Annotated in this window: 10 protein-coding genes and 1 other annotated feature; of the genes, 1 reads left to right on the forward strand and 9 read right to left on the reverse strand. The window is 33.4% G+C overall.

Annotated features, from left to right (window positions below):
- Positions 1 to 42: 42 nt before the first annotated feature.
- Entirely contained in the window at positions 43 to 816 is a 774-nt protein-coding gene (locus KQI85_RS09020) for a TatD family hydrolase (RefSeq protein WP_216575769.1), read from the reverse strand.
- Positions 810 to 2,774, reverse strand: a complete 1,965-nt coding sequence (gene metG / locus KQI85_RS09025) for a methionine--tRNA ligase (protein ID WP_216575770.1) — start codon at positions 2,772 to 2,774, stop codon at positions 810 to 812. The genes KQI85_RS09020 and metG overlap by 7 nt, the downstream gene beginning before the upstream one ends.
- A 491-nt stretch (positions 2,775 to 3,265) precedes the next feature.
- Positions 3,266 to 3,505 (reverse strand) — a binding site (T-box leader).
- A gap of 387 nt (positions 3,506 to 3,892) precedes the next feature.
- Between metG and KQI85_RS09030 the strand changes: the two genes are divergently transcribed.
- Positions 3,893 to 5,749 (forward strand): DUF885 domain-containing protein, encoded by a 1,857-nt coding sequence (locus KQI85_RS09030; RefSeq protein ID WP_216575771.1) that lies wholly within the window; start codon positions 3,893 to 3,895, stop codon positions 5,747 to 5,749.
- A 232-nt stretch (positions 5,750 to 5,981) separates the two neighbouring features.
- Here the strand turns inward: KQI85_RS09030 and KQI85_RS16940 are convergent, their stop codons facing one another.
- From KQI85_RS16940 to KQI85_RS09065, 7 genes are all read right to left on the reverse strand, one after another.
- Entirely contained in the window at positions 5,982 to 7,460 is a 1,479-nt protein-coding gene (locus tag KQI85_RS16940) for a methyl-accepting chemotaxis protein (protein ID WP_216575772.1), read from the reverse strand.
- 148 nt (positions 7,461 to 7,608) lie between these two features.
- The gene (locus KQI85_RS09040; protein ID WP_216575773.1) at positions 7,609 to 7,770 is read right to left on the reverse strand and encodes a hypothetical protein; all 162 of its coding nucleotides are present in this window, start codon (positions 7,768 to 7,770) and stop codon (positions 7,609 to 7,611) included.
- A 113-nt stretch (positions 7,771 to 7,883) separates the two neighbouring features.
- Positions 7,884 to 8,333, reverse strand: coding sequence for a MarR family transcriptional regulator (locus KQI85_RS09045; RefSeq protein ID WP_216575774.1), 450 nt, complete (start codon positions 8,331 to 8,333; stop codon positions 7,884 to 7,886).
- An 84-nt stretch (positions 8,334 to 8,417) separates the two neighbouring features.
- On the reverse strand, positions 8,418 to 9,371 hold the full coding sequence (locus tag KQI85_RS09050) for a MoxR family ATPase (protein ID WP_216575775.1): 954 nt from the start codon (positions 9,369 to 9,371) through the stop codon (positions 8,418 to 8,420).
- A gap of 102 nt (positions 9,372 to 9,473) precedes the next feature.
- Positions 9,474 to 10,292: a DUF4230 domain-containing protein gene (locus tag KQI85_RS09055; protein ID WP_216575776.1), complete on the reverse strand. Its 819-nt coding sequence runs from the start codon at positions 10,290 to 10,292 to the stop codon at positions 9,474 to 9,476.
- A 9-nt stretch (positions 10,293 to 10,301) separates the two neighbouring features.
- Complete coding sequence (locus KQI85_RS09060; RefSeq protein WP_216575777.1) at positions 10,302 to 11,051, reverse strand: DUF4230 domain-containing protein; 750 nt, start codon at positions 11,049 to 11,051, stop codon at positions 10,302 to 10,304.
- Between the two features lie 3 nt (positions 11,052 to 11,054).
- On the reverse strand, positions 11,055 to 13,523 hold the full coding sequence (locus tag KQI85_RS09065; protein WP_216575778.1) for a hypothetical protein: 2,469 nt from the start codon (positions 13,521 to 13,523) through the stop codon (positions 11,055 to 11,057).
- Between the last annotated feature and the right edge of the window lie 170 nt (positions 13,524 to 13,693).

The following is a 13,693-nucleotide window of genomic DNA, read 5'->3' on the forward strand; positions in this document are numbered from 1 at the left end:
ATTCATTCGCAGCTAAATTCCTCTATAATTTTACCATACTATCTATATTCTGTATAATCTCAACGCATTATTATATGTCTGATTAATAACTTCGTCTGGCTCAATACCTTTTATACGGCTTATTTCGTCAACTACATAAGGAAGATTAATCGATGAATTGCGCTTTCCTCTGTTTGGAACAGGTGCAAGATAAGGGCAGTCTGTCTCTAGAACTATGCTCTCAAGTGGAACATATTCTGCAACTTCTTTTACTTTCTTAGCATTGTTAAATGTAACAACTCCACCAATTCCTATATAGAATCCCATATCAAGGTATTCTCTTGCCATCTCTTTTGAATATGAGAAGCAATGTATTACTCCTCCTATCTCATGGCACTTCTCGGCTTTCATTATGTCTAGTGTATCTGCTGCTGCATCTCTTGAGTGAATTATTACCGGTTTGTTCACTTCTCTTGCAAGCTCTAACTGCCTTACAAACCACTTTTTCTGAATATCTCTTGATGGTTCATCCCAATAATAATCAAGTCCAATCTCACCGACTGCTACCATCTTGTCATTAAGAAGTTCATCATGAAGCCACTTCATATCTTCTTCTGTAAGTGGAGCGGTGTCCGATGGATGGACACCTAATGCTCCATAGAAAAAATCATATTGTCTTACTACTTCTATTGTCTTCTTACAGCTTTCAATACTCGCTCCTACATTAACAACATTAATAATTCCACTTTCTTTAAGACTTCTTATAAGTATATCTCTGTCTGTATCAAATGCTTCATCATCATAATGTGCATGAGTATCAAATATCTTATTTAGCATATCTCAGCTCCTGCCGGCATATCTTTTTCTGGAACCATAAGTGAGAGTTCTCCATCTTCACCTTCAGCACATAATAACATACCTTCTGATAATACTCCTGCAAGTTTTGCTGGTTTTAAGTTAACAAGTACCATTACTTTTTTACCTACCATCTGTTCTGGTGTATAGTGTGCTTTGATTCCTGATACTATCTGTTTAACTTCGCTTCCGATTCTTACCTGTGAGCAGAGAAGTTTCTTTGATTTTTTAACTTCTTCACATGCGATAATCTCGCCTACCTGAAATTGCATCTTACCAAAGTCTTCAAATGTAATCTCTTCTTTTGGTTCTATGTCTATTACAGGACCTGCTGGTTTTTCTTCTTCTTTTTTCATAGCTGCTTTCTTAGCTTCTACTTTTTCCATAACTTCATTTAAGTCTAATCTTGCAAATAAGATCTCTGGCTTATCTGTTACTTTGTTGCCTGATTCGTAAAGACCGAATTTATCAAGTTCTTCGTATGTTCTTGCTTTTGTATTTAACTGTGCATATATCTTAGATGCTGTCTCTGGCATATATGGTTCAAGCATTGATGTTCCTATTACAATACTCTCTACTAAGTTATAAAGTACTGTTTCAAGTCTGTCTTTCTTAGTCTCGTCTTTTGCAAGTGCCCATGGCATTGTCTCATCAATATATTTGTTACATCTCTTAAATAATGTAAATATCTCTGTCATTGCATCTGCAACTCTTAATTTGTCCATTTTTTCCTGAACTTTTGCAAGTGTTCCTGTAACAACTTTCTTTAAATCATCATCTGGATCTTCTGACACACCTGTATTAGTTACAACACCGCCAAAATATTTGTTAGACATTGAGATTGTTCTGTTAACAAGGTTACCAAGTGTATTAGCAAGTTCTGAATTGATTCTCTCTACCATAAGATCGTATGATATAACACCATCATTATCAAATGGCATCTCGTGTAAAACAAAGAATCTTACTGCATCTACGCCAAAGAGTTCTACAAGATCATCTGCGTATATTACATTTCCTTTTGATTTACTCATCTTACCATCACCCTGTAATAACCATGGATGTCCAAAAATCTGTTTTGGAAGTGGAAGATCTAGTGCCATAAGCATGATTGGCCAATAGATTGTATGGAATCTTAATATATCTTTTCCGATAAGATGAAGGTCTGCTGGCCAGTATTTATTGAATTTGTCGTCTGAATTGCCATCAAGATTATAGCCTAATCCTGTGATATAGTTGCTTAATGCATCAATCCATACATATATGACATGTTTATCATCAAAATCTACAGGAATTCCCCATTTGAATGATGTTCTTGATACACATAGATCCTGAAGTCCTGCAAGAATGAAGTTGTTCATCATCTCATTTTTTCTTGATTCCGGCTGTATAAAATCAGGATGTGTCTTAATGTGTTCAATTAATCTGTCTGTATATTTTCCAAGTTTTAGGAAGTATGCTTCTTCTTTTGCCGGCTGAACTTCACGACCACAGTCCGGACATTTTCCGTCTACAAGCTGGCTTGCTGTGAAGAATGATTCACAAGGTGTACAATACATTCCTTCGTATTCGCCTTTGTAGATATCTCCCTGATCATATAATTTTTTGAATATCTTCTGTACTTGTTTTTCATGATATTCGTCTGTTGTTCTTATGAACTTGTCGTATGATGAATTCATAAGATCCCAGATTCTCTTAATCTCACCTGATATATTGTCTACGAATTCTTTTGGTGTAATTCCGGCTTCTTCTGCTTTTAATTCTATCTTCTGTCCATGTTCATCTGTTCCTGTTTGGAAATATACATCATATCCTTCGAATCTCTTATATCTTGCAATACTGTCTGCAAGAACTATCTCATAAGTATTACCGATATGAGGTTTGCCTGATGTATAGGCAATAGCTGTTGAAATGTAGTATGGTTTTTTACAATTTGTACACATAAAATATCTTTCCTTTCTAAATTTACTGCGATACAAGCAATATATGCTCATCTGTTCCTACGGCCATTCGTATTCCGCTAATTTACTCCGTAAATTGCTACATACTCATGTCCGTTCGCAATATACGCTTACCCGATACCACGGAATGCTTCGCCTTCGGCTCTCGCATTCCTACGGCCATTCGTATTCCGCTAATTTACTTCGTAAATTGCTACATACTCATGTCCGTTCGCAATACAAGCTCATCCGATTTTTCATGCGAGCATGAAAATCTGATGAGTTTGTATATAACCATATCCGATACTACGGAATGCTCCGCCTTCGGCTCCCGCATTCCTACGGTCATTCGTATTCCGCTAATTTACTCCGTAAATTGCTACATACTCATGTCCGTTCGCAATACAAGCTCATCTGATTTTTCATGCAAGCATGAAAATCTGATGAGTTTGTATTGCTTGTATCGCACAAAAAAAGTCCTCTAACGCTGGGCGTTAGAAGACGATGTTATCGTGTTACCACTTCTATTCATTTATCTCTCACGAAATAAACCTCTGCAGGTACTTAAATAATACCTCTCTGCTATAACAGGCAGATGCTGTCGCAGCCTAAACTTATATTGTCTCGGTGCGCCACTCCAGAACCATGTTCAATACTCATATAACACCCTATTCCAGCTTGCAGGGCTCTCTGTTGTTACGGTTTGTATCTACTCTTTCTTTCATAGTGTTTGTCATTGATATAAACTTTAATTGATTATAGAGTAAGACTATCACAAGATCTTTTTAGTGTCAACCTGACTTATGAAGTTTATTTTATTTTTATTATCATACCACTTTACACTATATGCAAAAAATCCCCATACAACGTAAAAATCAGGAGCCGGGAAGCTCCTGATTCGAGGGGGGGTATTTCTTATAATACATATTATTTGTTAGAGAATGTTATATTTTGTATTACTCATACATAATATCATCCATATAGGTATTTAACAATCGTACAAAAGGAGCATAAATATAGGAAAAATGTACTATTTTTCTTTTTTTAATGCCCTTGCGTACTATCCAAAGTTGTAAATGAATAGTATAATAAGTATATACTTTTGGAAAGGAATATATTTTATGAGAAAAACTGTTAAATTTTCAATAAGTCTACTTATGAGTAGCTGCTTAATGTTTACAGCCTGTTCATCTTCTGATAACAACAGTCTTATCAATAATTCGCTTAATTCTTTATTTGACAATAACAAAAATGACTCTGCAGATGCGACTACTGGCGAGACTAACACCGATACTACAGGCAATACTGACATTGTCTCTGATATACCTGATAATTCCGACTTTGAACAGTATCTTAATGATCTTTTTTGTAATTCTGTTACAAGTGATACTATTACGTTGCATTTTACATTAAAAGATCCTGCCGCATATGGAATAACTGACTATCCTGTAACACTTGGTTCTTTTACACTTGATGATATTGAGAATAGCAGCACTTATGAATCTGATATTAATGAGCTTACTAAGTTTGATTATAACACTCTTAGCAATCGTGAGAAGCTTACTTATGATATTCTCTCCTATACTTATGAACTTTCTAAGGATGCTGATTCAATATCTCCTTATTATTCTGAATTCTTAAGCCCTAATCTTGGCTTACAGTCAAATATACCTGTTATGCTTGCAGAATATGACTTTAATAGTGAAAAAGATATTACGGATTATCTTACTCTGTGTTCTCAGGTTGATGACTATTTTAATAGTGTAATGGAATTTGAGAAAAAGAAATCTTCTGAAGGACTTTTTATGAATGATCATATATGTGATCAGGTTATTGATCAATGTGAATCTTTTATCGAGAATCCCGAAGAAAATTATATGATTGATGTATTTAATGATAAGATTGATGCTGTTACTTTTCTTGATGATACTGCCAAAAACACTTATAAAGAGCAGAATAAAGATGTCATTATTAATGATCTCATACCAGCTTATAATATTCTTATTAATGGAATAAAAGAGTTATATGGAAGTGGCACTAATGATGGTGGTCTGTGTAATTTTACTGATGGCAAAAAATATTATGAATATCTTGTATCTTCTAATACAGGTTCTGACAGAAGCATTGATGATCTTGATGATCTTCTTAATGAATCTTTTGATGATGCTATTATGGCTCTTAGAAAACTTTATATTAAAGATTCAAGTATATTTGACAAAGCTGATAGTGTTACTTTTCCACTAACTGATCCTAACGAGATTCTTAATGATCTCCAGAAAAAGATGCTTAATGATTTTCCTGCTGCACCTGATGCTTCATATACAATTAAGCATGTACATCCTTCATTAAGTGAATACCTAAGTCCTGCATTTTACATAATTCCTACTATTGATGATACTTACAATAACAGTATATATCTTAATGATGCAAGTCTTACGTCTAACGAGAGCCTGTATACTACACTGTGCCATGAGGGATATCCCGGACATCTCTATCAGAATATCTATACTGCACAGTCTAATCCTCATGCAATCAGAAGCCTGCTTAACTTTAATGGATATGCAGAGGGATTTGCTTCGTATGTCGAGATGTATTCTTATGGATACAGTGGTATTGATAAAAATATAGCTGAATGTCTTAAACTTAACCAGATTCTTACACTTTTAATATATGCTAAATCTGATATTGGTGTTAATTATTATGGATGGACTGTAGATGACCTTGGTAATTATCTCGACAGAGCCGGTTTTTCAAGTGAATATGCCTCTGACCTATATTGGTATGTAATAAGCGAACCTGCCAACTACTTAAGATATACTATAGGATATCTTGAATTCGAAAGTCTCAGAGAGAAGTTCAGTGAAAAGTTAGGCGAAAACTTCTCACTTGTGGATTTTCACGATGCAATTCTATCCGTAGGTCCTGCACCATTTAGTATAGTAGAAAAATATGCCGGTGCTAAACTTGGTATAGATTAATTTTGTAATCTATATTGTAATTAATATTTTATAGTTATAATTTATAATAAAAAACGTAGACTTTAATATGGAGTAGTAAGACATAACTTATACAAGTTAATTAATATTAACTATATGTTGAAACAAATCTAAAAGTGGCGAATTTCCTTTACATATTATGGAAATCCGCCACTAATTTATTGTTTTATTTTTCAGAAATATTTTATCAAAATGTAGTTATCTATTTTCTTTTTTACTTATTGTTATTTACAAGTTTTTTAAGATCTTCTGATATCTCAAATATCTCATTAAGGATCTTATTCATATCTATAAGTGCATCCATACTGTCATTGCACATAGTCTCACAATTATCTGATGATGCTGCAAGTTCTTCACTTGTTGCTGACAGATTAGTAATACTGTCTGTTATATGTCCATTAGCTTCAAGTATCTCGCTAATCTCACCTGTCAGATTCTCGATTGTTCGATACAGGAAGTCTGTCTTCTCTGTCACTGTATCAAATGTAACTTTAGTAGTATCAATCATATCATTTTGTTCTTCAACGAACTGTGCTGACTTTTCCATATTGCCTGAAGCTTCGAATACTGTTGCTGTAAGTTTCTCTATTATTGTTGTTATCTGTTCTGTTGCCCCTTTAGTCTCGTCAGAGAGTTTTCTAATCTCATCTGCAACTACTGCAAATCCCTTGCCTGCTTCTCCAGCTCTTGCTGCCTCGATTGACGCATTAAGTGATAACAGATTGGTCTGCTCTGATATTCCAAGAATTGTCGCAATAATTGATTCTACTTCTTTGATACTATTATCAAGTTCTAATGTGCTTTCTTTGGTATGTCTTGTAATCTGTGATGTCTGTAATGCTTTTTCTCTTAATGAGATTATCATATCGACTCCATCTTTTATTGAGTTCTTTGAATCTGACGCATTATCTTTCATCTCTTCTGTTTCTTTACCGGCATTATCTATGTTTTTCTGAATGTCATTAGTCTTTGAAGTCTGCACTTCAAGTGCCTCTGCTGTATCTTTTACACTTCTTGCTATCTCATCAACAGAATTCTGTGTAGCATGCATACTTTCTGTAAGATGTTTTGACTTATCTTTAGCTTCATCAAGACTCTTTACAAGTCTTTCAGAGTTATTAATTATCGCATCTGACATCTGTTCTGTCTCTTTCATCTGCTTTAATAGTTCATCAGCATCTTCTTTTGTATGTTTTGCTAGTACCATAACTGTCTTTACTACTGCTGCACAGAATATTATTGTATAAAATACCTGCATAAAACTCTGATCCTGTGTATCTGGATATGCTACAAAGTTTTTAATTCCTGAAACTAATACAAGTGCTGTACATATACCCGCTGTTATCTTAGTCAGTTTAACATCCATATATACAATAGACAAAATCATTATTGGATATACTAACGCATACATATATATATGTCGTTGTGTGAGTACTGTTATTGCGTAACTTATTATTATACAGCTAAGCCCTGTCACATTGGCATAAGGTGTATCCTTCATCTTAAAATGAAGTATAATAAATACTACAAATACTAATACTATGGCTATGGTTCTTGGTGTTACAACCGCCATATCCGCTGTTTTATCTGCAAATCCGAGTAGTGATATAAATGTTGAATATCCTATAATTACAAGTCCAAGTACAAATATAATTCTGCTTTTTTCAATTTGTTGACACTTCTTAATTTCCACAACTAATACCCCCATTGCCTGCTATTCTCAATTATATGGTTTCTATTATATATTATCGGTAACCTTTTTTAGATTTAAAACAAAAAAATGACCTCCTAATCATTTTTTTAGTCACATATAGTTATGATTAAGAAGTATTTTTTTACTATTACTTATTTTGTTTTCTTTTTTTAATTATCTCTTCATATCGCCTTTGAGAAGCAATCTCTTCTTCATCCGGTGTTTCTTCTGCTACATCTTCCATCTGGTTTAACTGTTTAAGTACATCTGCGAGGTCATCCATTTTTAATAAATCATCATTATTATCCATTTATAGCCATCCTTTCATATTATCAGCATCAGGAATTCGCTTAATATATTACTGCATATTCATTGTCATATCTCATATATACAACTTATATAGCATATATTCTAGCTTCCTGTCTACTTATCATGTACTTTAAGATTATTAAAATAATCTGTCATCTTATTAAGCGAGCGGACTAATACCACCGCTTCATCTTCATCCAGTCTGTCCATTATTGACAATGCCATATTCTTATGGAATTGCTCATGATGTCTGTATGCTCTAAGTCCTTTGTCTGTCAGTGAAATGTATACAACTCGTCTGTCAGCTGTGCCACGTTCTCTTATAACATATCCTTTTTTTACAAGTCCGTTAATGCCTATAGTAAGTGTTCCAACTGTAACATCTATAGCTTTTGCCACTGTTGACATATTCTTTGGCTCACCGGTTCCGATTGCTTCAATAATATGCATATCATTAATTGATATATCCTTAAATTCATCAACTATCAATGCTTTCTCTTCAATATCTATAAGATCATTAAAAAGACTTACAAGTATTCTGTTTAAATCTCCATAAACGTCCACAATCACACCTCCGGTTCTATATTCTAATATACACCAAACAAAAGATCTGGGCAATTTATTTTTTATATCGGCGATTTTATTTTATTATTTATTCCATTCTTCTGTTGGAACTTTAATTTCTGCAAGAGTCTCTAAGATCTTTGCATCGCTGCCTTTTGCACCTACTCTTCCTCTTTGTAATATAATTCTGTGTGCTAATACCGGTACTGCAAGTGCTTTGATATCTTCCGGAGTAACATAATCTCTGCCACTTACAAGTGCATACGCTCTTACTGCATTGACAAAAGCGAGTGTTCCTCTTGGGCTTACTCCCATTGCAATATCTGCTGACTTTCTTGTTGCATTTACTATGTCTACTATATATTCTCTCAGGTCATTATGAATATATACTTCCTTTGATGCTGCCATCATCTCTCTTATATCTTCTTTTGTGCATACTGCATTAAGTGTATTAAGCGGACTGTCTGTTAGAAATCTCTCTATTATAGCAAGTTCTTCATCTTTATTGAGATTGCCCATATGTATCTGCATAAGGAATCTGTCAAGCTGTGCTTCTGGAAGTGGAAATGTTCCTGCTGTCTCTATTGGATTCTGTGTTGCTATTACAAGAAAAGGTTCTTCTAACTTATGTGTTATACCATCTATTGTTACCTGTTTTTCTTCCATACATTCAAGAAGACTTGACTGCGTTCTTGGTGTTGCTCTATTAATCTCATCTGCTAAGACAATATTTGCAAATACTGGACCTTTTCTGAATACAAACTCGCCTTCCTTCTGATTATAATAGTTAAGTCCTGTTACATCTGATGGTAAAAGATCCGGTGTAAACTGTATTCTTTGGAATTCACATTCAACCGACTTTGCAAGTGATTTTGCAAGTACAGTTTTACCTGTTCCCGGAACATCTTCTAATAATACATGTCCACCTGCTATAAGTGAAGTTATTAAAAGATTGGTTATATGCTCCTTACCTACTATTACAGAACTTATATTGTCTCTTACTACATTGATCTTAGCTGTTATGCTGTCTTTGTTCATTTTTTGTTCCCCCTGTGTTATATATTTTTAGTTATACAAGCATATCTAAACAATGTTAAAGTCCATATCTGCCTACAATTGATTGTAATCATCCATTTACTTTTATTCTGCAAATTCTACATCTACTTGCAAATTTTCTACATTATTATTAAGTCCTTTTACTATATTTTCAATAAGTCTTTTTGCTGATTTTTCAGCATTATCATAATATCTTGCATTAGAATCGAATTCTTTTTGCATAAGCACGTATGCTTCATTGATAAGTGACTGTGCTATATCTTCTCCTACTTTAACACTGTCATTAAAGGCATTATTTTTAAAGCACATCATCTCTACTTCACTATAATTAACCTTAAATTCTGTAATCTGTGGCTTTGGAACTTTTATATATATATAATCTCGCTCTGCATCTACTACAATCTCACTCTGATTAAGGTCAACTGCATATACACCTGTTCCCGGCACTTTAAATATTGTTGTTATTCCTTCACCATTATCTTCATTATCACTCTTAACATATTCTATATCTCCTACTCTTAATACTTCAAGTTTTGATACACTTTTTATGTCTTCTATTACAGCTGTTGCATCATTTTTCACATGATTATTAGCTTCACCATCTTTATATGCTTTTTCACCTATTTGTTGTGATACTGCATCCTTATTCTCTTCCTTTGCTCCTTCATATGCCGCTTTATATGCAATTCCGGCTGTTGGAATAAGTATTAATACAATAAGTACTAATCCAGCTATTATCTTTGGTTTTCTACCTATTTTTTTAAAAAATCCTTTTACAGGATTATTGCCTTTTGAGCTACCTTTACCATTCTTAAAAATTGCATCTGCTAATTTAACTTCTGCATTATCTGTTATATTAATAACTTCATTATTATCATCAGTATTCTTATTACCCATTCTCATATATATCACCTACTCCCAATCAATCTCAACTGTCTTAATGTCTGTATTAATGCTCTTAACAAGCTCTTCTATCTGTGTTTGTGCCGATATTTTTGCACTCTCCATAAGGTTTCCATCACTTGCTATTGAATTCTTAGTCTTTTCATCAAGCTGACTATAAGAGTTAATATATGCTGTAATTCCATCTTTTGCACTTCCATCAAAAAATTTAGCATAATATTCATATACTTTTTCTTTGTTACTGTCATCTATATATACTTCTACATTAGGCTGTGGAAGTGTTATATGTACACTGTGATTCTCTTCATCGAGTGTAGTTTCTGCATATGAGAGATCTACTGCAAATACTGCATCTGCATTCATAAGATAGAGTGCTTCATATTTGGTACTGTCTTCTTTACCATAAGTATGATAATTATCAATCTTAACGCTTGCTACCATAACTTCAAGATTAGCGACATTTCTAATCGAATTACCAATCTCAACTTGCGTATCTTTGGCACTTAATCCTTCAGCTTTGCCTTCTTCATAATTCTCACTATACTCAGCTATTCCCTTTATCCCGCCGAGTATTGTACCGATATATTTACCGGCTGTACCTCCCATTGATGATGCTACCATACTGATACCTATTACTATTATTACAACTAGTATTCCAAGCACACTTAATCCTATTGTATTCTTTTTATTGGCTTTAGTCTTATTGTCTTTAGCTGCTTTACCTTTAGTATTATCTTTGCTCTTTACATTAGTACCCATCTCTTACTCTCCCTTTTTTACAACATCTATATAATCTGCTCTTGTTATTGTTGTACCTATGTCATCTTCAGATACTGTTATTGTAACTTCTTTTTTCTTGTCTGATTTCTTTATTTTGTACTTCTTATTCTTCACTTTATAACCATCTTCTGTTATCGTATACTCCATGGTTATCTTCTGCTTTTCTTTTATCTTAACAGTTCCGCTTACTTCTTTTCCATCAATCTTATAAGTCACTGTTCCATAAGGATCTGATGTATCGAGTGTTATCGTACCGATAGGCTTAACTTCGTTCTTAGTAAGGATGTCTTCAAGGTTCTTTTTATATTCTCCATAAGTCATAGACTTACTATATATGCCATCACTAACTGACTTATTATCTACTATATAATATCCATCATCCGGTGTTATTGTAAATATAACTTTGCGATTCTTGTCTATCGTATCACCATCTTTTACTTCTGCTTTTGTGTCTGCATATATAAGAGTTGTGGTTGCATTATCAACTTCGCATTGTGCATATTCATTGATATTAACAAGACTGACTTTTATTGTAACTTCTTTATAAGATGCTACCTTGTCTGTCACATCATCTATATCATATATGTTAAATGAAAGTGTTTCCGGTAATTTTTCTATATATTCTGTACTTTTAACTGTTGCACTTCCTTTTTTGCCTGTCTTTGTCGTTACTACCTTAAGTGCTTTGCCACTATCTAACGAACCACCTTTTATACTAATTGTTACCGGTTCATCTGTGCCTATATTGCCAATTTTATCATAGGTATAATTTTTCTTAAGCATCTGAGATTTATATTTTATTCCACTCTTTTCATAGCTTGATGCCTTTATATCAAATGTAAGATCCTCTTTTTCTATTGATTCATTAAGCACAAGTTCAAGCTCTGGCTTGTGTTCGTCTTCTTCCTTAAAAATATTATCTACATTCTTACCATCAATAGTAATCTCCTGTTCATCTTCTTCAGTTGCTGTATATGTCACATCTCCTGTATCACATCTCCAACCGTTGTAGCTTTCGAATCCTATCTTTATTACTGTTCCGGCTTTAACAGTTATGCTGTCTTCTTCTATCTCTTTATCATCAACATAATAATTGATTACACCGCCCGCTTTTGGCTGTGGCAGATATATTTTTACATCTTTTTCCTTATATAATCGTATATTTTTAAGATCTTTTTGTAATGTATCAAGGTCGCTTACTATTATCTCATGTTCACCATCAGGAAGTCTATAATCTTCACTTACATTCTCCGCCGAGTACTGTATCTTAGCACCTTCTGATACATATATCTCATCAGTAACTTTTTTACCATGATATGTAAATACTATGTCTCCATTATCATACTTGTAATCCATAGGATTAAATCTTATTCCATTATTCTGTTTCACTGTAAAAATATATTCATATCCTTTTGATGTCTCTGTCGGAACATCTTTCATCTTTAGGAATTTTTCATCATAATCAAATGTAGTTTCCTTCTTTGATGTAAGTGTTATTACATCTCCATATCTCAATCCTGTGATTTTATGCGTCTTTTCTTTGCCTGAATCTTTTCCATCATTAATCTTATAGCTGAATTCTTTAGATGATTTTATCTCAGTTTCCAGATATTTATGAAGTTCTATCTGATATTCCAGATTAGAAGTATTAGACTCCGGTTTATCAAATACTACCGCTCCACTTTCATCGTCCTGATATCTGCATGGTGGATTCGCTCCCACAAAAAAGTATAAATTATTGTCATAAGTATATGAAACAGCGTCTGAAGATAATGCTTGTGCCGTTATAATCTCATCTTTAGTCTCCTTATCTCCTACAAGCCATACACCGTCAAGCTCACATCTATTATCCGATTCATCCATATAATAATCGCTAAGTGTAATCTCTTTTTCTTTGTAGTTTCCAATAGGTATTACACTAAGTTCTTTTCCTTCGTAATCTTTTGGAATTGTAAGCACTGTATTATCGCTTCCAGTTTCTAATGTAACTTCTTCTCTGTTGCCATTATTGTATTCATATATTTTATATTTTTCAAATTGATATACTTGCGAAACATCTTTTTTAGAACTTACTTTGGCATATAGACTTTCACCTTTGTTAAGATAACAGCTACCTGTCACCTCTTTAGTCATATCTGCATCATAGTAGTAAGTGATATCAAGATTATTATTACTTGCAAGAGTTACATGAACATCTTTTACATCTGTTTTATCTGTCTTAGCTTCATCTGACTCATCCTCAGCTAATATCTCTTCTGCTTTTTTATATCTGCCATTCTCATCAATCTCGCCTTGTTCTTCAAGGCTTTCATATTGATCAATACTATCTTTATCTCTTACCATATTCTTTACAATCTTAAGATTTACTTCATTAATGACATCTTTTCCCTGACATCCTGATAATATTAATGCTGACAATACTATCACTATACCTGACCTGTATTTTTTCATATGCTCTCTCCCACTTATTCATATTTTGATATGTCATATTTTTAATTATTCCCACTTTTTCGACATATTTTTACTATAATTATAAATGTTTGATAGCATATATTCAATATGCTTTTTCACTTTTTAATTTTTCCCTATTAACGTGCTGACTGCGATAAATAAATCTGCAT

The organism is Falcatimonas sp. MSJ-15, assembly GCF_018918265.1.
Taxonomy (GTDB): Bacteria; Bacillota; Clostridia; order Lachnospirales; family Lachnospiraceae; genus Falcatimonas.